Genomic DNA, 20,791 nt, shown 5'->3' with positions numbered 1-20,791 from the left:
CATGCGCGTGCGCTTGAAAACCAGCCCCCGATCCGGTGCGCCGGCGACCGAGCGCGTGCTCGATGCACCGGTGATCCGCATCGGCCGCGGCACCGACCAGACCCTGGTCCTCGCCGATCTGCGGGTCGCCCTCGCCCATGCCGAGCTGTCGCCCTCGACCAGTCGTCCGTCCGGTGTGCGGCTCGAAGCCAAGACCCGCCTGGGCGTGTACGTCAACGGCAGCCCGCAGCTCAGCGCCGAGCTGTCGCCAGGGGATGTGCTCGACTTCGGGCGCTTCCGGCTCACCGTCGGCAAGCCAACCCCCGGAGAGGACCTGAGCCTGACGCTCACCGAGCGCTACGCGGAACACGATGAAACCGCCGTCCGCAAAGTGCAGCTGCGCACGCGGCTTTCGCAGGTCGCCTGGTCGCGCCGCAGCATGGCCTGGGTACTGTTCGGGCTGATTCTCATTGGCGGCCTGATCGTGCCGGCCGTGACCCATCTGCACGCCATAGAGCGCACACAGACGGTGAGCCGCGACCGCATCCCGCCGGATAAGCCGGCAGCCGACCTGATCTGGAACAGCGGCCCGCTGTCGGCCGCCCACCACGCCCTCACCACCGACTGCGCGGCCTGCCACCGCAAGCCCTTCGAAGCGGTGCGCGACGACACCTGCCGCGGCTGCCACACCGCGCTCAAGGAGCATGCCTCCGATCACGCCCGCCTTGCAGCACCGCCGTTTGCCGGCTGGCGCTGCACCGACTGCCATCGCGAGCACAACGGACCAGCCCTGATCCCCGCCGCAAACCGCATCTGCACCGACTGCCACCGCGATCCCCAGCAGACCGCGCACGGCACTCTCGAGGCCGTCCCGGACTGGTCGCGGCATCACCCGCCGTTCCGCCTGCAGCTGAGCCGTCGCAATCCCACGGGAACAGGCTTTCACTGGATCGAAGCCCGGCAGGGGACGCCCGAGGCGCTGCACGAGGACACCGGGCTCAAATACCCGCACGACGTACACCTCGACCCCCAGGGCATCGACGCCCCGGGCGGCAAGCGGGTTCTGGTCTGCGCCGACTGTCACACGCCGACCGCGGACGGCACTTCCTTCCAGCCGATTGCGATGGCCACCCACTGCGCCGCATGCCACCGGCTGGATTTCGATCCGGCGGCGCCAGACCGCGAGCTGCCGCATGGCAAACCGGCGGAAGTGGTTCAGGTCGTGCGTGACTATTACGCGCGGGTCGCGCTCGCCGGGGGCGCACCCTGGCCGGACGCACCGGCCGTGGTGCGACAGGTCCGCCGGCCGGGCGAAACCCTGCCGCCGGCCCAGGCCCGGGCCGCGCTCGCCTGGGCGGATGCACGGGCGGCCATCGCACTGCGCGATGTCTTCGAGCGCCGCACCTGCTTTTACTGCCACACCGTTACCGGCGACGGCAGCGCCGAGCACCCCTGGACCATTGCCGCAGTGGCGCCGAACCGGCCGGCCTACACCCGCACCGTGTTCCCGCACGACCAGCACCGCACGGTGCCGTGCACGAGCTGTCATGCCGTCGAAACCTCGCAGCATGCGCAGGACGTGGTGCTGCCGGACATCCAGCGCTGCCGCGATTGCCACGGCGACACCGGCGCGCTCAAGGAAACGCCCTCGACCTGCCAGTCCTGCCACGACTATCACGCGGTCGATTGGGAGAGGGTCGACTCGCGCACGCTGCCGCCTGCCGCGCAGTCAACTGCTCGGGGGATGCCATGAAGCCGGAGAGCCTCAGACGCCTCGTGGTCGCTCCCCTGTCGGCAATCCTGGCTGCGGCGATGATGCTTTGCGCCTGCGGCGGCGGCGCCATCCCAACCACGCCTTGCACCGGCCAGTGCGGCACCGATACCCCGCAGCATCTCACCGTCGCCGACGTGCAGAAAGTCATCGCCCAGGCCGTGGCCGAGGCGCAGGCGCGCAATGCCAAGGCGACGATCGCCGTCGTCGACCGGGTCGGCAACGTGCTCGGGGTGTTCGCGATGCACGGGGCCAACCCGGGAGCCTTGAGGGTCGATTCCGGCCGCGCCGTCGTCGGCGGCCTCGATGGCATCGAATTCCGCAGCCTGCTGACCAGCCTCGGCTATCCGGACGTGCAGGCAGGGGTCGATGGCGTGGCCGCACTCATGGCCATCGCCAAAGCCATCACCGGCGCGTACTTGAGCTCCGAAGGCAATGCCTTCACCACGCGCACGGCGAGCCAGATCGTGCAGGAATTCTTCAATCCGGGCGAGTTCGACCAGCCCGGCGGCCCGCTGTTCGGCGTGCAGTTCTCGCAGCTGCCGTGCTCGGATCTGGCGGCGCGTTTCACCGGTAGCCGGCCCTCGCCGGGCCCGCACCGCAGTCCGCTGGGCCTGTCGGCCGATCCCGGCGGTTTCCCGCTCTACAAGAACGGGGTGCCCGTCGGCGGCATCGGCGTGCTCGCCGACGGCGTCTATGGCCTGGATCTCGACTTGCGCGACACCGACCAGGATCTCGACGAGCTGATCGCGCTCGCCGGGACCATCGGCTTCGATGCACCGCAAGACCGCCGTGCGGACCGCATCACCGTCGCCGGCAAAACCTTGCGCTATTCCGACGCGCGTCCTTCGGACCTTTTGACCCGCGCCGCCGATGCGCCGGCTTTCGCCAGCCTCGACGGCGTGTCCGGACGCCGGCTCGCCGTCCCCGGCTACACCGGCGATGATGGCCTCGTCGCCGGGCTCGCCTTTGGCCAGCCGGCTTCCGGCATCCGGCCTGCGACCGGACCGCTGGCCGCGCTCGATGGCTTCGTGCTGGTCGATGCCGCCAATCAGAACCGCTTCCCCGCCCGCGCGGCCACCGATGCCGCCGCCACCGGCAGCGCCGCGCTCACCGCCGTTGAAGTGCAAACCCTGCTCGAGGAGGCGCTGGGCATCGCCAACCGCGCGCGCGCCCAGATCCGGCGGCCGCTATCCACACCGGCGCGGGTCAGCATCGCGGTGGTCGATACCTACGGCAGTGTGCTGGGTATCGTCCGCAGTCGCGATGCGCCGGTGTTCGGCATCGACGTCGCGCTGCAGAAAGCGCGCAGCGCGATGTTCTTCAGCCATCCATCGGCGGCCAGCGACCTGCAGTCCGCCCCGGACATCACCTACCTCGGCAACGGCGCCACACAATCGATCGCCGATTACGCGCCGGCAACCCGGCAGTTCTTCGGTCTGCCGGACATCCTCGACGGTGCCTATGGCTTCGCCAGCCGCAGCATCGGCAATTTCGCACGCCCGTACTTCCCCGACGGCATCCGCGGCAGCCCGAACGGGCCGATCGCCAAACCGATCGCGCAGTGGAGTCCGTTCAACGTCGGCCTTCAGCTCGACCTCGACTACACCGCCATCGTCACCCATCTGCTGTTCGTGCTCGGCGTCGGCCCGGATGTCGCCGCCGGCGGCTGTACCGCCCTACCCTCGCCGTCCGGCAGCGGCCCGTCGCGGCTCGCCAACGGCCTGCAGATTTTCGCCGGAGGCATTCCGCTGTACCGGGGCAACCAGCTGGTCGGCGGCATCGGCGTCTCCGGCGACGGCATCGACCAGGACGACATGATCGCTTTCCTCGGCACCTATCATGCCGCCCTGCGTCTGGGCAGCGGCCTCGCCACGGCACCGCCGGCGATGCGCGCCGATACCATCGTCCGCCGCGATGACGTCGGTGAGCCCGTCCATTTGCGCTATGTGCAATGCCCCCAGGCACCGTTCCTCGATACCGACGAGCAGAACGTATGCGACGGCAAATGAGGCGATGGCGGCGGGCGCCGGTCTTGCTGGTCTTTTGTGCGGCGGTCGCCACCGCACCACCGCCGGCACGCCCAGCGGCGGCCGATCCCCCCGCACCGGGTGGAAAATCCCGCCCCCTGCACCTGCAATACAGCACCCGCCTCGGTGAGGTCCGCCGCCCCGGCGATAAACCTGCGCTGCGCCAGGACACGCAGGGTGACGAGCCGCTCGACCTCAATCGCCAAAGCGGCCTGGCGCCGGTCAGGCCGGTGCAAGCCTGGACCGCCACGCGGGATGCGCCGGTGCCCGACCGTTGGCGCATCCTCGACGGCCTTGGTCTGATGCGGGAGAACCTGTTCGACCCCTACAACCAGAACACGCTCAAGGGCGACAAACCCGTCCGTGGCAGCGACGAGTTCTTCGTGCTGACGCTGATCGCCGACACCGTCTGGGAACCACGGCAGGTGCCGACCCCGGTCGGCAACCAGGCGACCTCGCGCCCCGGTTCGCTCGACATTTTCGGCGGCCCCGATCAACAGGTCCTGGCGCAGACCCTGACCCTGGGCCTGGCCTATCTCAAAGGCAATACCGTGTTCAGGCCGCCCGATTACGAGCTGCGCTTCACGCCGGCTTTCAACTTCAACCAGGTGCGCGTCGATGAGGCCGGTGCGCTGCGCATCGATCCGCGGCGCGACTCGCGCCTGCGCCGCGAAACCTTCACCGGCGTACAAGAGCTGTTCGCCGACGTCCACCTGCGCGATGTCAGCGTCCGCTACGACTTCGATTCCGTGCGCGTCGGCATCCAGCCGATTGCGCTCGATTTCCGCGGCTTTCTGTTCCAGGACCTGCCGCTGGCCGTGCGCCTGTTCGGCACCCGCGACAACAACCGCTGGCAATACAACCTGCTGTGGGCGCGGCGTCTGGAAAAAGACACCAACTCCGGACTCAACGCCCTGGACCGCGCGTTGCGGCAAGACGACGTGCTGGCCGCCAACCTCTACCGGCAGGATTTCCCGGTGCTCGGCTTCACCAGCCAGCTGCTGCTGGCGCTCAATGACAACCGCGAGGACGAAAAACCGTTCTACAACACCAATGGCTTCATCGAACGTCCCGCCTCTCTGGGCACCGAGAAACCGCGCCGCTACCGGGTAACCTATCTCGGCTACAACGGCGACGGTCACTTCGGCCGCACCAATCTCACCGTATCCGCCTACCTCGCGCTTGGACGCGAATCGCGCGGCGTGTTCAGCGACGCCCCGCGCCGCATCCGCGCCGGTTTTGCCGCCGCCGAGGCCTCCTGGGATTTCAACTGGACGCGGATCCGCGCCTCTGCCCTGTGGGGCAGTGCCGACCGCAATCCCTACGACGACAGCGCCAATGGCTTTGATGCCATCGTCGAAAACCCGCTGATCGCCGGTGCCGACACCAGCTACTGGATCCGCCAGTCGGTGCCGCTGATCGGAGGCGGCGTGGTTGCGCTGTCGAACCGCAACGGCGTACTCAATGCCTTGCGCAGCTCGGTCCAGCACGGGCAGAGCAACTTCGCCAATCCGGGCGTCGTACTGCTCGGGCTCGGCACCGATCTGGACCTGCTGCCGACACTGCGCCTGTCCACCAATGCCAATCACCTCTGGTTCGGCGACACCACCGTGCTGGAAGTGGCGCGCAACCAGGGCGATATCGACCGCGCCATCGGCTGGGATCTCTCCGCATCACTGATCTGGCGACCGCTGATGAACCAGAACGTTGTGCTGCGCCTGTCGTACGCCGAGTTACTGCCCGGCGCGGGTTTTCGGGCACTGTTCCCGGATCAGAGCGCGTATTCGGTCCTCGCCAACCTCACGCTCACATACTGAGCCCATGCGTCCGTCCTCTGCCCCCCGCCCTGTCCTCCAGCGCCGCAGCCGTCGCGGCGGTCGCGGACTGGCCATCGTCATGCTGATGCTCGCCGCGGCAGGATCCGTGCAGGCAAGCGGCAGCGCCCGGTCAACCACATACGACGATGCAATGGCCCCGCCTGCACCGCGAACCCAGAGTCTTGCGCAGATGCAGGCCAAATCGGGCGGCTGCATGAGCTGCCACACCGCAACCGACCGCCCGACCATGCACCAGAACCCGGGCGTGGTACTCGGCTGCACCGATTGTCACGGTGGGGATGCGACGGTGCACGCGCCCGCTGGCGCCAGCCGCGTCGAGCGTAGCTACATCGAGGCGATGGAGCAGGCGCACATCCAGCCGCGCTGGCCGCAGTCCTGGATGCGCCGATCGGCGGCCACCGGCGCAGCGCAAGGCCTCTCCAGCGCCAATCCGAAACTGAGCTACACCCTGCTCAACCGCGAATCACCGGCCTTCATCCGCTTCGTCAACCCCGGCGACTATCGCGTCGCCGACTACGCCTGCGGGGCCTGCCACCAGCCGATCATCGAAGCCAGCCGTCGCAGCCTGATGAGCACCGGCGCCATGCTCTGGGGCGGTGCGGCGTACAACAACGGCATCCTGCCATTCAAGCGCTACATCACCGGCGAGAACTACGCCCCGGTCCACCACCCGCGCGGGCTTGAGAAAACACCGACCTTGCCGATCCGGTCACGATGGTTCGACTGGCTCGAATCCCTCTACGATGGCCCTGCGCCGGACGAAAACCTCACCTACATCCAAAGCGCCGTGCGCGCGCCAGTGGCACCGGACGAGAACATGAGACGCAAAGGCGTCCTCGACGTGCTCTACCCGCTGCCGGCCTGGGAAGTCACGCCACCCGCCGACGTTTTCCGCGTGTTCGAGCGCGGCGGCCGCAACATCAACTCCCTGTTTCCGGAAACCGGCCTGCCCAATGCCCTGGGACTGCTCCAGCGCCTGGAAGAACCGGGCCGTCCCGATTTCCGCCAGTCCAACCGCGGGCCCGGCACTGGCCAGCGCATCGCAGTACCCCTGATCAACATCACCAAGACCCGCCTCAACGACCCTCTGCTCTGGTTTCTCGGCACCAACGAACAGCCCGGCGACTACCGCAGTTCCGGCTGCAGCGCCTGCCACGTGGTCTATGCCAATGACCGTGAGGTGCGCCACTCCGGCCCGTATGCGCGATACGGTCATGGCGGCACCAGCATCAGCGCCGATCCCACCATCCCCCGCGATGAAGAGGGCCACCCGCTGCGGCATGAATTCACGCGCGCCATCCCCACCGCGCAGTGCATGGTCTGCCACATGCACCAGCCCAACGTCTTTTTGAACTCCATGCTCGGCTACACGATGTGGGACTACGAGCCGGATGCGCCGCGCATGTTCCCGGAGCGGCAGAAATATCCCACCGACAGCGAGATCCGCGAAATCAACCGCCGCAACCCGGAGGAAGCCGCGATCCGCGGCAACTGGGGCGATCTGGATTTCCTGCGCCGCGTCTGGGACATGAACGACCAGATGCAGCACACCCAGTTCGCCGACTATCACGGCCACGGCTGGAACTTCCGCGCCGTGTACAAGCGCGACAGGAAGGGCAATCTGCTCGATGCCGCCGGCAACCCGGTGGCGGACGACGATCCGCACAGGTTCAGCAAGGCCCAGCAGCTCTATTCGATCCACGTCGAAAAAGGCATGCACTGCGTGGACTGCCACTTTGCCCAGGATGCACATGGCAATGGGCATATCGTCGGCGAGGTCGCCCAGGCAGTGGAAATCGAATGCCAGGACTGTCACGGCACGGCCGACCGGCTGCCCACCCTGCGCACCTCCGGGCCGGCCGCGCCCCCCGGCGGAACCGATCTGTCCAAGCTGCGCGTGCAGGACGGCCGACTGCGCTTTGAGTGGATCAACGGCAGGCTGTTCCAACGCTCCGGCCTGACACCCGGGCTGGAGTGGGAAGTCTCGCTGGTCAAGGAATCGGTCGATCCCAAAAGCCCGCATTACAACCCCAAGGCGGCGCGCGCCAAACTGATGGCCCGCGACACCGAGCATTTCAAATTCGGCCTCGACGTCAAGCCGCAGGACCGCGCCCACCGCGATGACGAGATGATGTGCATCACCTGCCACAGCTCGTGGACGACATCCTGCTTCGGCTGCCATCTGCCGATCCAGGCCAACTGGAAAACCGAGCGCCAGCACTTCGAAGGCGGCGAGACCCGCAACTATGCGACCTATAACCCGCAGGTCGTCCGCGACGATTTCTACATGCTCGGCCGCCATGGCGAGGTCAAGGGCCATCGCATCGCGCCGATCCGCAGCAGCTCGGCGCTGATTCTCTCCTCCACCAACGCCAACCGCGAGAAAATCTACGTCCAGCAACCCCCGGTCGCGGCGAGCGGCCATTCCAGCCAGGCCTTCGCGCCGCACTACCCGCACACCGAACGCAAGACCGAGACCAAGACCTGTACGGACTGTCACCTCTCGGCGGCCAATGACAACAATGCCTGGATGGCCTCGCTGCTCGGCCTGGGCACCAATTTCGTCAATTTCGTCGGCCACCACGCCTACACCGGCACAGCAAACGGCGTCGCCGCCGTACAGGTGACCGAATGGGACGAGCCGCAGGCGGTGATCGGCTCCTATCTGCACCGCTATGTCTATCCCGACTGGTATCGGCGGCACGAGGCACGCGGACGCAGGCTCGAACACGTGCACAAAAACCGCGCGGGGTCTGCGACCACCTGCCTGCAACTGCGCGGCGAATATCTCTACGCCGCCCAGGGCAAAAGCGGCATGCAGGTGTTCGATGTCGCCAGCATCGGCAACAAGGGCATCAGCCAGAGACTGATCACCGCGCCGTTTTCATCGCTCGGCCACGACACCCATATCGCGAGCCGGAACGCGACCTGCGTCGCGCTGCCGACCAACAATCCGATCGCGCCGTGGAAGGCCAATACTCCGTTCATGCGCGAAGTCAATCAGGAGCAGCCTTTCCTGCCGATTTATCACTACGCGCTGATCACCGATGCCGAAGAAGGCCTGATCCTCACCTCTGTCGATACGCTGCAAAACGGCGAACCGCGTGACAACCAGCTCACACGCGCGCTCACCTTCAATCCCGGCGGCGTCCTCGATGGTGCACGCCATCTCGCCATCGCCGGCAGTCGGGTATATGTCGCTGCCAGAGCCGGCATCGTCGCGCTCGACCTCGCCGATCCCCTGCAACCGGTGGTGACCGCGGTCACACCGGTGCCAGACGTGCGCAGCCTCGCCGTGCAGTTCCGCTATCTGTTCGCCACCAGCGCGCGTGGCCTGGAGACGCTCGACATCACCGACATGAGCCGGCCGCGACCGGTGACCGTGCTGCCGATCGCCGATGCGCAGCGCGTGTACGTCGCCCGCACTTTTGCTTACGTCGCCGCCGGTGCGGACGGCCTGGTGATCGTCGACGTCCAGAATCCGGAAAAGCCGACCGAGTATCTGCGCACCACCGGCGACGGCCGCCTGCGGTATGCGCATGACGTGATCGTCGGCTCGACCAATGCCTCGCTGTTCGCCTACGTCGCCGACGACACCGGCCTGCACGTCTTCCAGCTCACCTCGCCCGAGTCGCAGCCCAAGTTCTATGGCTTTTCGCCCGATCCCAAACCGCAATGGATCGCCTGGGCCGATACCGGCGATCCGGCGCTGGCGCTGAGCAAGGGTTTGGACCGCGACCGCGCGGTGGATGAAACCGGCGGCCAGATCGCCGTCTTCGGCCGCATCGGCTCGCGGCCGTTCAACCGGGCGGAGATGGAGCGCCTGTTCCTCCGGCCGGACAAAACACCCTGGTTCGTCACCGACTAAAGACGGCGGACCTTGCCCGCCCGCCTCATGGCATCAGCAGCGTGCGCAGCACATGGCTCACCGCGCCAAACAGACCGACGCTCAAGGCCCACAGACCGACGAACCAGGCCAGTTGCTGCCAGCGGCGCGCCCGCTCAGTGCGTGTAGCCGGCTCCAGGCTGGACTTTTCCACGGAACACCCAGTAGGCATAGACGGTATAGATCAGCACCATCGGCAGGGTCACCGCGAGTGCGACCAGCACGAAGGCCTGACTCTGCGGCGGCGCGGCGCTGTTCCAGACGGTGAGCGCCGGCGGCAGGATATGCGGCCACAGACTGATACCGATGCCGATGTAGCCAAGCAAAAACAGCGCGATCGCGTAGAAAAACGGCGGGTAGTGCGAACCGGCCTTGAGTTCGCGGTAGAGCGAAAACGCAACGACCGCGGTGGCCAGCGGCACTGGCGACAGACTCAGCCAGTGCATGTCGGCGAACCAGCGCTGGGCGATGTCATCGAACTTCAGCGGCGTATAAACGCTGACAGTGGCGAGCGCGAACAGCGACACGAACAGCGCGCGCCGCGCCGCCTGACGCGACCAGTCACGCAGGCCGCCCTCGGTCTTCATGTTGAGCCAGGTCGCACCAAGCAAGGCATAGCCACCGACGACGCCAAGACCGGTGATCACCGAAAACGGGGTGAGCCAGTCGAAACGACCGCCGGCGAATTCGAACGCGATCCCCGACCCGGGCGGACCTGGCACGGCCACAACGCCCTCGAGCACACCACCCAGCAGCAGGCCTTGCGCAAAGGCCGCGAGCGTCGAGCCACCGGCAAAAGCGCGCGACCACCAGTGCTTGCTGCGCCTGGACTTGAAGCGGAATTCGAAAGCCACGCCGCGGAAAATCAGCGCGAACAGCAGCAGCATGACCGGGATGTAGAACGCCGACAGCGCCACTGCGTAGGCCACCGGGAACGCCGCGAACAGCACCGCGCCGCCGAGAATCAGCCAGGTTTCGTTGCCGTCCCAGACCGGCGCGATGCTGTTGATCGCGGTGTCGCGCATCGCATCATCGGGGATGAACGGAAACAGGATGCCGACCCCCAGATCGAACCCATCGAGAATCACGTAAGCGCCGACACCGAAGACGATGACGCCGGCGAGGATCAAGGTCAGGTCCATCGGCGTGCTCCTTGGGCGTCGGATGCGTCGATCAGCAGTTCGCCCGGCCGCGCGCCGCGGATCGCCTCCAGATGTGTCTGCGGCAACACCGGACCCTTGCGCACCAGGGCGAGCACGAAATAAAGATAGACGGCGAACAAAAAGCCGTAGACCAAGACGAACAAGGTCAGCGAAAAAGCGACGTTCGTGGCCGGGATCGGCGAGATGCCGTCCGCCGTGCGGATCATGCCGTGAATCAACCAGGGCTGGCGGCCGGTTTCGGCGACGATCCAGCCGGCGACGGTGGCGACGAAACCCAGCGGGGTTGCGGCCATGAACGCCCGCTGCAGGCGCGTATCCGCATCGAGCCGTCCGCGCCAGGCGCTCCACACCCCCCAGAGCGCGAGCACGACGAAGACCACGCCCAGCCCAACCATCAACCGGAACCCGAAGAACACCGGCAGCACCGGCGGCTGATCCGCGCGCGGCACTTCGTTGAGGCCGCGCACCTCGCCATCCGCATCGTGCGTGAGAATCAGGCTCGCGAGCTTGGGGATCTCGATCGCGTAGCGATTGGTCTGTGCGTCCTGGTCGGGCCAGGCAAACGCGACCAGCGGCGCGCCGCGCGTGGTTTCCCACAGCGCCTCCATCGCCGCGACCTTCATCGGCTGATGCGCACGGACGTTCAGACCGTGCAGATCACCGACGACGATCTGCGCCGGCGCCGCCACCGCGAGTACCGCGATCGCGCTCCTGAGCGCTGCCCGGCTCGCCTCACGATACAGACCGCGCGCCAAACACCAGGCCGAGCCACCGGCGATCACCAACGCCGTGGTGATCGCCGATGCCAGCAGCATGTGCGCCAACCGGTACGGGAAGGAAGGGTTGAAGACGATCGCCCACCAATCCTGCGGCACCAGCACGCCATCGACGACGGCCGCGCCCTGTGGCGTGTGCATGAAACTGTTCGCCGACAGAATCCAGAACGCCGAGTTGGTGGTGCCGATCGCGACCAGCAGCGTCGCCAGGAAATGCAGTCGCGGCCCCACCTTGTCCCAACCGAACAGCATCACGCCGAGAAAACCCGCCTCGACGAAGAAGGCGGTCAGCACCTCGACCGAGAGCAGCGGCCCGAGAACGGGCCCGGCGAATTCGGAAAATCGGGAGAAATTGGTACCGAACTGGTAGGACAAAACCAGCCCCGACACCACGCCCATGCCGAAGGTCAGCGCGAAAATCTTGACCCAGAACCGGTATAGATCCAGATAAGCCTGGCGTTGCGTGCACCGCCAGCGCGCCTCGAAGAAAACCAGGAACCAGGCCAGACCAATGGTCAGCGTCGGGAACAGGATATGGAAACCGACGGTGAATCCGAACTGGATTCGTGACAGCAGCACGACATCCATGCGCGCGAGCCTCGGGTACGGTGAACGTTCTCCTTATGCTCTCCTCCGGCGCGCGTATTGAACCACATCATGGCCGCGCTTGCATGGACCGCTGCGCCGGCCATCGTGGCGATGCAGACCCGCGCTGGCTTTCAGCGCAGCGGCTTGCCGATGGTGTGCCTGAGCCAGTCGGCGATGGGACGCTGCCGTTCGGCGGATGCCGATGCATCCATCGCGCTGTCATTGGCAACGGCCGGCGTCGCCGTGACGGGGCCGGACACGGTGGCCTGCGGGTTCGACAACCGATGCAGCATGCGCGCCAGATCCGAGCAATCCACCAGCCGTACGCGCTTGCCGGCAACGTCGCGGATCATCTGACGATACCGTCGGCCGTCGAGCAGATCCCGCATCTGGCCATCGGATCTGCGCGTCATGTGCACATCGGGAACCGGCTCGGTCTGCACGGCGAGAAAATTCGTGCTCGAACCCACACCGCGACCGCGCAAAGTGCCGTCGTGCGAGACGATCACCAGCGTCTCGTCTCCGCTCAGATCCAGCACCGCGGTCGGCGCATAGTCACCCCACCCCTTGAAGAAGAACGGCACGTTCTCGCGCTGGCAGGATCGCAGGATCGTGCGCACCCAGTGGGGATGCATCGGCCGCACGGCGGCACCGCGGTACCCCCCGACGACCACCCAGTCGATCGCCGGTACCTCCAGCAGCGGCTGATCCAGTGGCTCCCAATGCAAGCGACCTTGGGCATCCTGGCCCCGGTAGGCCTGGACGATGCCTTTCAGCGGCCAGAGGATGTCACGCGTCTCGAGCGGAACCTGATCCAGACGCACCGGGCCGAGCATCGGCTCGACGACGACGAAGCGGCGCAACGCCGGCGTTTCCACCAGATGGCGCACGCGACTCATGTAAGTGAGCTGGTTTTCGCAGGAGATGCCGATGCACACGTTCGAAAGCGGCCATTTCAGGCCACGCAATGCCGTATCGCTGCGGTTTTCCGCGGCGATGACACCGCGGGCGCGCGCCGCCAGGTAGGCTTTCATGCGCTGTGCCCGCTTGGTGAGGAGATAGAACGTGTGCTGCGGATGCTGCTGCATGACGAGCAGCACCCGGTCGATGAACGCGTCGGGGACCTTGTCGTTAAAAAGGTCTCCGGCCGGGGCGACGAGAATCCGCTGAGGCTGCTGCGGCCAGCGGGCTGGCTCGACACGCACCGCGTAGTCGTACGCGATGACATTGCCCCAGGAATCCGCATCGACATAGTAGCCGTTGGAACGGGACCAGCGCTCCCAATAGGGCTTGGCAACGCAGTCCGCGCAGGCCGGCGACCCCCCCGAGCAGCCGACCGTGACATTCCACAACAACTCTCCCCCGACCAGAGACACGGTGCCGGACAGATCGGCGCGGACGGCCCCCTCGTCCACCGCCGGCAAGATGAAGTTGTACCCGGGCGGCAGGCCCTGGTCAGACAACTTCATTTCCACCCCCCAACAGCCTGGTCGAATCCATCGGATGTCCTCGCCGTGCAGTGTTGCACGCATCCTCTGCGCAAGCTTCCCCCCATCTGGGTGAGTAACCTGCTAGTAAATTCGACTCTGTTCCAGCTTCGCGTATCCTGTGCCGATGGACATCCGGACGTTGATCGCGCGACTCGCCCGCGTCAGCACGCTCGACTGGATCATGCTCACCCTCGCGCTGATTTCGATCGGCCTGCTCGCCTACGAAACCTGGGGGCCGGTCACGGAGGCCGAGCGGGCGGACATCCTCCTCGCCGACACCGTGATCTGCGCGATCTTCGCCGTGGAATTCCTGTGGCGCTGGCGCGCCGCAGGCTGGCGCCGCGACTTCGTCATCCGCAACTGGTACGAAATCCTGGGCATGATCCCGGTATCGCATCCGGCGATCCGCGGCTTTCGCCTGTTCCGCATCATCCGCATCGTCGTGCTGTTGTCACGGTTCGGCATGGCGGCCGACCGTGCGTTCGGCGAGGATTTCACCTACCGGCTCGTCAACCGCTTTCGCGACACCCTCGTGCAATCGATCAGCGGCGCGGTCACCGTCGCCGTCCTCGACGAAGTCGCCACGGTGCTGTCCAAGGGCACATACACCCGGAACATCTCGCGCGCCCTTGCCGAGAACCAGACCGAGCTGCGCGCAATGATTCTGGAAAAACTCAAGCACGACGCGCAGGTCGGCCGCTTGGCGCGACTGCCGTTCTACGACGACGTGGTGCGCGCCGTCATCGATGCCGGACTGCGCGTCTTCGAGCAAATCCTCCAGGATCCGCGCACCGACGAACTGGTTGCCGACGTCCTGCGCGAAAACCTGATGCAGCTGCGCGCAGCCGTCCTCGAACATACGGCCGCAGCCGAGCAGGCACGACAGCGCAACGCCGCCGCCCCGGACGGCACGATCCACGGCCTGTGACGATCCGCGCGCAGTCTTTAGCCCGGAAGAGCGAGGGCACCGACGGGCACTGGTGCATCGAAGCCCTTGAGCGGCTCGCCCGTGCGCGGAGCAACGCTGAGGACACCGGCCACCGCGCGGCAGACGGCTTCATCGGCCAGCACCTCGCCGGCGGCGGCACGCTGGCACAACCGTGCGGCGAGATTCACCGGCGTGCCGACGGCGACATACTCCAGCCGCCCGCTGCCCTGGATCGCCCCGACGGTCACCTCGCCTGCGGCGACCCCGGCGCCGATGCCCAGCGCCGCATCGATATCGCCCAGCAGGGCCTGCACGCGCGCCACCAGCGCCAGTGCCAGGCGCGCAGCGCGCAGGGCGTGATCCTGGTATGGCACCGGCGCGCCGACGAGGATGAGCACCCCATCGCCGGCATGATCCTTGACCGTGCCACCATAGCGCTGGGCGACGGCGCCGACGGCGGCGTAATAGCGCTCCAGCAGCCCGACGACGGCTGCCGATTCGCACCGGCGGGCATAGGCGGTGAACCCGCGCAGATCGCAGACCACGACGCTGATCTCGCGCTTGTCCTGCCGCAGCACGTGGGCAAGGCCACGCAGCTTCACCAGGCGCGCGACTTCCGGTGGCAGAAACTGGCTCATCGACTGTGCGCGGCGTGCCTGCACGATGAGATAGCGCACCGTACCGGCCATGAAGATCATCAGACCGATGACCAGCACCGTCGGCACCCATTGCCGGCCGATGACGAGTCCGGCGAGCAGAAACGGGGCCGCGAACATCAGCGCACGCAGCCGGATCGATTCCGCCGGATCGGTGCGGACGAACAGCAGGAGCAGAATCGCAAGGCCGCTGAGCAGCACCGCGGTGCCCAGCACCGGGGCCAATAGCGCCCACTCGAGGCCGCTGACCGCGATCAGACGGTCGGCGTCACGCAGCGCCGCCTGGGGCGCGAGGGTGAAATAACCCAGTTGCATCACGCCGTAGACGACGACCAGGCCCTGTGCCGTCCGGAAGAGCACGTGCACGGCGCCGCGCAGGCGGCCGGCCGCGGTCATGCCGACGCGGCGCGCCCATTCGATCCCGGCGAGGATCGCCAGCGCTTCCAGCAGGCTGCCGGCAAGCGCGGCGCCCAGCGGGCGCAGCGCAACCTCGAATGGCACGACGACCAGACGCAGACCGATCAGCACCAGACACAGCGCCTGCGCGCGGCTCGTCTGGCTGCGCGGATCGCTCCACAGAAACAAGCATCCGGCGCCCGCGGTGACGAGTCCGACGAGCAGATAACTGTGATTGAGCGCATCCACCGATGCGTCGGCCGTGGTCATGGCGGACATCCTAGCAGCCGCATCCGGCGTACACTCGCGACCCCGTTACCGCAACACAGCAGGAAGATTCGAAGGCATGCGCGTGCTCGTTCTGGGTGCCGGCGTCATCGGCGTGACGACGGCTTTCTACCTGAGCCGGCGGGGCCATCTGGTCACGGTCGTGGACCGCCGGGCCGACGTCGCCGCGGAGACGAGTTACGCCAACGGCGGCCAGATTTCCGTCAGCCATGCCGAACCCTGGGCCAATCCGCAGACCCTGCGCCGGCTGCTGCGCTGGCTCACGCGCTCCGAATCGCCGCTGAGATTCCATCCCGGAATGGATATCTGGCGCTGGCTGTGGGGCGTGCAGTTCCTGCGTGAATGCACCCCGGCGCGCACCGCCGCCAATATCCGCCACCTCGTCGCGCTCGGGCTGTACAGCCGCGCCGCGCTGCAGGCGTTGCGTGCCGAAACCGGCATCGACTACGCCCAGCGCACGCGCGGCATCCTGCACATCTATACCAGTGCGCGCGAATTCGAACGGGCACAGGCACCGGCGCGCTTGATGTCCGAGCTGGGCTGCGAACGGCGCCTGCTCTCCGCCGACGAAGCCGTTGCCCTGGAGCCGGCACTGCGCGCCGCACGCCCGCTGCTGGCCGGCGCCACCTACACGCCGGCCGACGAATCTGGCGACGCCCATGCCTTCACGCAGGCACTCGCGCGGCTGTGTCGCGCATCCGGCGTCGAGTTCCGCATGCATCACCACATCACCGCGCTGCGCGCGCAGGCCGGACGCATCGACCATGTCGAGGCCATCGACGCGCATGGCGCGTACACGGCGCTGCGCGCGGATGCCTATGTGCTCGCGCTGGGCAGCGACAGTGCGCTGCTGGCGCGGCCACTGGGATTGCATCTGGCGATCCAGCCGGCCAAGGGTTATTCGATCACGATGCCGGTCAAGAACGCCGATGCCGCCTGGCACCTGGCGCTGACCGATGACGAACACAAGCTGGTGTTCTCGCGCCTGGGCGAGCGGCTGCGCATCGCCGGCATGGCCGATCTGTGCGGCTATGACCGCCGCCTCGACCCCCAGCGCTGCGCGGCGCTGCTGCGCCGCGTCGCAACCTTGTTCCCGGAGGCCGGTGAGCACACGCAAGCGCAGTACTGGTGCGGCCTGCGCCCGGCCACGCCGTCGAATCTGCCGTACATCGGCCGCAGCCGCTATCGGAATCTCTACCTCAACACCGGGCACGGGACGCTGGGCTGGACGCATGCCTGCGGCTCGGCACGCGCTCTCGCCGACATCATCGACGGACGCAAACCGGAACCCGATTTTCCGTTCGACCGGGTGTGACTGCGGCCATCCGCCCGGTGCGGGAACACCGGGCGGACCACAAACCGGTCACTCCGCCGTACAGCTCGTCGAACCCGGATACTTGGCTTCGTCTTTGACCACGACCTGCGCGATCCACTGCTCGATCAGCGCATGACCCTCGTCGTGGACGACGCTGCGCGCCAGCGGCGGCATGCGTGCGGCCGGCGTCGTCGCCTCCGGACCGATGCGGAAGGGCAGGATCGAATCGGCGACGTTGCCGGGATGGATGTCGAATGTGCGTCCACCGTTGCCCTCGCGCCCGGTCGCCGTCGGTCGCTTGCAGATGCCGTAGCTGGTATCGACCCGGCGCAGCACGTCCAGATACAACCCGGTGCTCGCCGCAAAGCCACGCGGGTTGTGGCAATGCTGGCAGTTGATCTCCAGATACGCGCGCGCCCGCGCCTCGATGTCCTGCGCGCTGTTCGCCGGGAATCCCGCATCGCCGGGCTTGTTGAACACGGGTACGCGCTCGAGATGGGTCGCGATCTGCGTCTGCGGATCGACACCCAGATCCTGCGGACAACCGGCGAGCAGACCGCGCTCGCACCAGTACTGGATCTGGTTCCGCCCGCGCACCTCGTGCATGCCTTGTGCGGTCGGCAAGCTCGACTCCGGCAGATACGGCCGGTTGAGATGGCGCACCTTGGGGCCGATCGGCGCCGCGCCGGTGTCTGCATCCTCGTTGGCGTGACAGCTCAGGCACTGGTTGGCGTGCGGGATGAGGTAATTCGCCGTCGAACCCCTGTGCGTGACACCCGAATCGACATCGACGTAATCCCAGGCAACCGCAGCCTGCCCGCCACCCATCGCGAGCTTGGCGACGCGCCGGCCGTTCTCGGTCGTCCAGATATAGGGCAGGCCATCCCAGCGCGCCTGACCCTTGGAATTGACGCGCTTGATCAGCAGCCGCGTTTCGACCGGGGTCTCCACGCCGCCGTTGGGGAACGAAAAGGTCTTGGCGATGATCGTACCGACGGGGAAGGCAATCGTGACATTGCTGCCTTCCGTGCGACCGCCGGCATCCTGATACGTCGCCTTGGTTCCCGGCGGCAGGTACAGCACGCGGTATTTCACCGCGTAATCCGAGAACAGCTTGGTGTTGAGCACGAACGGCACACCGCCGCCGCGCGGCGCGCTGGTCGGATCCTGCGGATCTTCGAACAGGTGGTACTGATCGAGCGTCGGGCAGTTGACCTTCGCCGCCGCGAAGTTCACCGCACCGGCAGGAACAGCGGCCCCGCACAACTCCGCGATCTCCTGCTCGCTGGGCGCCGGATCGTAATCGCCGCTGCGCTCAAACGGCGGAATCACGACCGGCGGCAGCAGCGGCAGATTGCGCCCGTATGCCTGCGGGCAATCGTGCGGTGTGCGATCAAAGCTCGATGCGAAATTGGCGAGATCGGTCGCTGCAAGACCGGCGAGCAGCGTCGCCAGCGCACCCGGCCCGTCCGCCGGATTGGCCGTCAGCAGCGCGATGACCGGCTCCAGCCCCTTGGTGCCATGAAAGTTCGCAAACGGCAGGCTGTCGCCGCTGAATTCGTTGTTGGCATCGATGCACGAGGCAAACCAATCCGGCACCTTGCGCGGATTGCCCGGCGCCTGCGTGTCGAACTTGTACGCGTTGTAATGGCACGACGGATTGGGATGATCGTTGGTCATCTGCGGCTTGCCGCGCGCATCCGCCGGCACCGGATCGCCGTTGGCATCCACCGGATACGGGCAATCGGGGTCGTAGCGGTCGAGCAGACCATCCCAGACGATGTGGGCGCCGCGGAAATTGTAGATGCCCAGCGACAAACAGGTCTGCAGATTGGTCGGGATCAGGCAGGCCGCCTGGTTCTTCAGCCCAACCAGCGCCGGCAGGAATTTGGCGACGTCCATCGACTGGATATCGGATGTCGTCGGCAGCGGCAGGCCATTGCCATTGTTGATGAACTTGTTGCCGAAGATGTGCACCCCCTCGCTGTACCAGTCGATGCGCTTTTCACTCGGCCGGCCAGCGCCCTCCGGGAAGATCTCGTAGCTGGTGTGGATGATGCCGGCGGTGTTGTTGTTCTCGAACCGGTTTTCGAAGATGTCGATGCGGTCGTACGACAGCGTGATCATGCCGCTGCCCGGCGGCACGTTGCCGACGAAGCCGCCCGAGGTGAAGTTATAGGTGTTGTTGTTGCGCGAGATGTTGCCGTACATGCGCGAGCGATCGCCGTACTGGCGCAGATTGTCGAGGTCGTAGATCAAAAAGCCGCCGGTATTGCATTCGGCGAGGTTGTACGCATACTCGCCGCCCTGCACGTTTTCGATCTCGAAACCGAACACGTTGTAGGCCGCGCGGCTGTTGCGGATGATCGCGTTGTTGGTCTGGCCGACGTAAATCCCGGCATCGCTGGCGCCGATCGACTCGGCCTCCTCGATGAGAATGTTTTCGGAGGCCACCGGGTAGATACCGTAGCGCCCGGATTTGGGGCTGACCGTGTAATCCGGCGACGTAGTGTCGGCACCCGGGAACTGGTTTTCGGGCGCGTTCGGATTGCGCGTCGGCGGATCGGTGCACGGGACGTTGAGGAGCTTGGGCTTGCCGGTGGCCGGATCGGGCGTGAATGCATTGCTCGCATTGATCGGCGTCGGGCTCTCACGCCCGCCGTTGGACGACCAGATCGTGCGCACGCGGCTGATGCGGGCATGACTGACGCCGCGCAGCTCGATGCCGTTGCCGCCGGTGTCGAGCACCGTCAGGTCCTCGATCCACAGACCGTGGACATTGACCGCGAGAATGCCCTCCGGCGTGTTGCTGGTCTTGAACGACAGTACCGTGCGATCCTTGCCGCAGCCCTTGATCAACACGTCTTCGGTATTGGTCAGCTGCAGCGCCGAGGACAGCTCGAAATAACCGCAGTCGAACTGGATCACGTCACCCGGCGCGGCCTGGATCATCGCGCCGATCATCTCGCGCGTGGCATCGGCGCCCGGACGGATCAGGAAGGTACGCCCGCCGATGGCGCCACCACCGCCGGTGCTGCCGCCAGTGGTCGTCCCGCCGGTAGTGCCTCCCGTGGTCCCGCCGGTCGTCCCCCCTGTCGTCCCGCCGGTGCCGCCACCCGTGGAACCTCCTAGCGTGTTGCCGACGCCCGATGTACCCCCGCCACAGGCGGCGAGCAAGGCCAGACAGACGAAGCCGATGGCTCCCCACCTTGTAGCGGACCGCTGATCCGAACCCATCACGACGCACTCCCCCGTGCCTTTGCATCCGATCTGGAATCCTAGGCGCTGCACTGCGCCGGGGCGATAGGAGAAATAACCCTGCGCCGCGACCGCGGGCCACCGCCCCTGCACCTGGCGCGCCCGGAGAGACTCGAACTCCCGACCCTCTGGTTCGAAGCCAGATGCTCTATCCAACTGAGCTACGGGCGCATCGGTGATTGACTTCGGTGATGGACCACGGCCCGATCTCGCTGGCAACGGGCGTACACCCGACCGAGAGCGAACGACGTGGCGCGCCCGGCAGGAGTCGAACCTGCGACCCACGGCTTAGAAGGCCGTTGCTCTATCCGGCTGAGCTACGGGCGCATGAGCACGCGATTCTAGCCGGAATCGGCGCGCGCACCGTCCCCTGCGCAGCCCGCGAATACTGAGCCGGCGACGCCCGCTATACCGGCCGCGCCGGCGGGA

At 66.7% G+C, this 20,791-nt stretch carries 12 protein-coding genes and 2 tRNA genes; 6 read left to right on the top strand and 8 right to left on the bottom strand.

Annotation, left to right across the window (positions count from 1 at the left end):
* Position 1: 1 nt before the first annotated feature.
* The 4 genes from BMZ48_RS03510 to BMZ48_RS03495 all read left to right on the top strand — a co-directional run bounded on the left by BMZ48_RS03510 (position 2) and on the right by BMZ48_RS03495 (position 9,486).
* Positions 2–1,732, top strand: a complete 1,731-nt coding sequence (locus tag BMZ48_RS03510) for a cytochrome c3 family protein (RefSeq protein ID WP_091531986.1) — start codon at positions 2–4, stop codon at positions 1,730–1,732.
* On the top strand, positions 1,729–3,762 hold the full coding sequence (locus BMZ48_RS03505) for a heme-binding protein (RefSeq protein ID WP_091531984.1): 2,034 nt from the start codon (positions 1,729–1,731) through the stop codon (positions 3,760–3,762). Before BMZ48_RS03510 ends, BMZ48_RS03505 begins: the two co-directional genes overlap by 4 nt.
* Complete coding sequence (locus tag BMZ48_RS03500; RefSeq protein WP_143383615.1) at positions 3,759–5,597, top strand: hypothetical protein; 1,839 nt, start codon at positions 3,759–3,761, stop codon at positions 5,595–5,597. Before BMZ48_RS03505 ends, BMZ48_RS03500 begins: the two co-directional genes overlap by 4 nt.
* A gap of 79 nt (positions 5,598–5,676) precedes the next feature.
* A complete protein-coding gene (locus BMZ48_RS03495) occupies positions 5,677–9,486 on the top strand; it encodes an LVIVD repeat-containing protein (protein WP_436198140.1) in 3,810 nt (1,269 codons plus the stop codon).
* 25 nt (positions 9,487–9,511) lie between these two features.
* On the opposite strand, the gene BMZ48_RS12845 is transcribed toward BMZ48_RS03495, so the two are convergent.
* From BMZ48_RS12845 to BMZ48_RS03480, 4 genes are all read right to left on the bottom strand, one after another.
* Positions 9,512–9,658 (bottom strand): DUF2474 family protein, encoded by a 147-nt coding sequence (locus BMZ48_RS12845; protein ID WP_200769503.1) that lies wholly within the window; start codon positions 9,656–9,658, stop codon positions 9,512–9,514.
* The gene (cydB, locus tag BMZ48_RS03490; RefSeq protein ID WP_091531980.1) at positions 9,621–10,646 is read right to left on the bottom strand and encodes a cytochrome d ubiquinol oxidase subunit II; all 1,026 of its coding nucleotides are present in this window, start codon (positions 10,644–10,646) and stop codon (positions 9,621–9,623) included. Before cydB ends, BMZ48_RS12845 begins: the two co-directional genes overlap by 38 nt.
* Positions 10,637–12,031 carry a cytochrome ubiquinol oxidase subunit I gene (locus BMZ48_RS03485; protein ID WP_091531978.1) on the bottom strand — a complete coding sequence of 465 codons (1,395 nt, stop codon included), beginning with the start codon at positions 12,029–12,031 and terminating at the stop codon, positions 10,637–10,639. The genes cydB and BMZ48_RS03485 overlap by 10 nt, the downstream gene beginning before the upstream one ends.
* A gap of 131 nt (positions 12,032–12,162) precedes the next feature.
* On the bottom strand, positions 12,163–13,500 hold the full coding sequence (locus tag BMZ48_RS03480) for a DUF5131 family protein (RefSeq protein WP_159431061.1): 1,338 nt from the start codon (positions 13,498–13,500) through the stop codon (positions 12,163–12,165).
* Positions 13,501–13,645: 145 nt separating this feature from the next.
* On the opposite strand from BMZ48_RS03480, the gene BMZ48_RS03475 reads away from it, so the two are divergent.
* Positions 13,646–14,449 (top strand): ion transporter, encoded by an 804-nt coding sequence (locus tag BMZ48_RS03475; RefSeq protein WP_143383613.1) that lies wholly within the window; start codon positions 13,646–13,648, stop codon positions 14,447–14,449.
* A gap of 17 nt (positions 14,450–14,466) precedes the next feature.
* Here the strand turns inward: BMZ48_RS03475 and BMZ48_RS03470 are convergent, their stop codons facing one another.
* Entirely contained in the window at positions 14,467–15,771 is a 1,305-nt protein-coding gene (locus BMZ48_RS03470) for an adenylate/guanylate cyclase domain-containing protein (RefSeq protein ID WP_159431060.1), read from the bottom strand.
* Between the two features lie 76 nt (positions 15,772–15,847).
* Here BMZ48_RS03470 and BMZ48_RS03465 point away from each other — a divergent pair, with 76 nt between their 5' ends.
* Complete coding sequence (locus BMZ48_RS03465; protein ID WP_091531973.1) at positions 15,848–17,104, top strand: D-amino acid dehydrogenase; 1,257 nt, start codon at positions 15,848–15,850, stop codon at positions 17,102–17,104.
* Between the two features lie 48 nt (positions 17,105–17,152).
* Here BMZ48_RS03465 and BMZ48_RS03460 read toward each other — a convergent pair whose 3' ends face one another.
* The 3 genes from BMZ48_RS03460 to BMZ48_RS03445 all read right to left on the bottom strand — a co-directional run bounded on the left by BMZ48_RS03460 (position 17,153) and on the right by BMZ48_RS03445 (position 20,689).
* Positions 17,153–20,341 (bottom strand): parallel beta-helix domain-containing protein, encoded by a 3,189-nt coding sequence (locus BMZ48_RS03460; protein ID WP_234981521.1) that lies wholly within the window; start codon positions 20,339–20,341, stop codon positions 17,153–17,155.
* 115 nt (positions 20,342–20,456) lie between these two features.
* Positions 20,457–20,533, bottom strand: a tRNA-Arg gene (locus BMZ48_RS03450).
* 79 nt (positions 20,534–20,612) lie between these two features.
* Positions 20,613–20,689 (bottom strand) — tRNA-Arg (locus tag BMZ48_RS03445).
* Positions 20,690–20,791 lie beyond the last annotated feature (102 nt).

The organism is Fontimonas thermophila (genome assembly GCF_900113085.1).
In the GTDB taxonomy this organism is placed as follows: domain Bacteria; phylum Pseudomonadota; class Gammaproteobacteria; order Nevskiales; family Nevskiaceae; genus Solimonas; species Solimonas thermophila.
The sequence above is the reverse complement of the archived record's forward strand: the minus strand, read 5'-3'. Positions and strand labels throughout refer to the sequence as shown.

Excerpts from the sequence above, each read along its gene's own strand:
- BMZ48_RS03480 (WP_159431061.1), bottom strand. The coding sequence starts at position 13,500 with ATGAAGTTGTCTGACCAGGGCCTGCCGCCCGGGTACAACTTCATCTTG.
- BMZ48_RS03485 (WP_091531978.1), bottom strand. The coding sequence starts at position 12,031 with ATGGATGTCGTGCTGCTGTCACGAATCCAGTTCGGATTCACCGTCGGT.
- BMZ48_RS03470 (WP_159431060.1), bottom strand. The coding sequence starts at position 15,771 with ATGACCACGGCCGACGCATCGGTGGATGCGCTCAATCACAGTTATCTG.
- BMZ48_RS03495 (WP_436198140.1), top strand. The coding sequence starts at position 5,677 with ATGCTGATGCTCGCCGCGGCAGGATCCGTGCAGGCAAGCGGCAGCGCC.
- BMZ48_RS03475 (WP_143383613.1), top strand. The coding sequence starts at position 13,646 with ATGGACATCCGGACGTTGATCGCGCGACTCGCCCGCGTCAGCACGCTC.
- BMZ48_RS03505 (WP_091531984.1), top strand. The coding sequence starts at position 1,729 with ATGAAGCCGGAGAGCCTCAGACGCCTCGTGGTCGCTCCCCTGTCGGCA.
- BMZ48_RS03465 (WP_091531973.1), top strand. The coding sequence starts at position 15,848 with ATGCGCGTGCTCGTTCTGGGTGCCGGCGTCATCGGCGTGACGACGGCT.
- cydB (WP_091531980.1), bottom strand. The coding sequence starts at position 10,646 with ATGGACCTGACCTTGATCCTCGCCGGCGTCATCGTCTTCGGTGTCGGC.
- BMZ48_RS03460 (WP_234981521.1), bottom strand. The coding sequence starts at position 20,341 with ATGGGTTCGGATCAGCGGTCCGCTACAAGGTGGGGAGCCATCGGCTTC.
- BMZ48_RS03510 (WP_091531986.1), top strand. The coding sequence starts at position 2 with ATGCGCGTGCGCTTGAAAACCAGCCCCCGATCCGGTGCGCCGGCGACC.
- BMZ48_RS03500 (WP_143383615.1), top strand. The coding sequence starts at position 3,759 with ATGAGGCGATGGCGGCGGGCGCCGGTCTTGCTGGTCTTTTGTGCGGCG.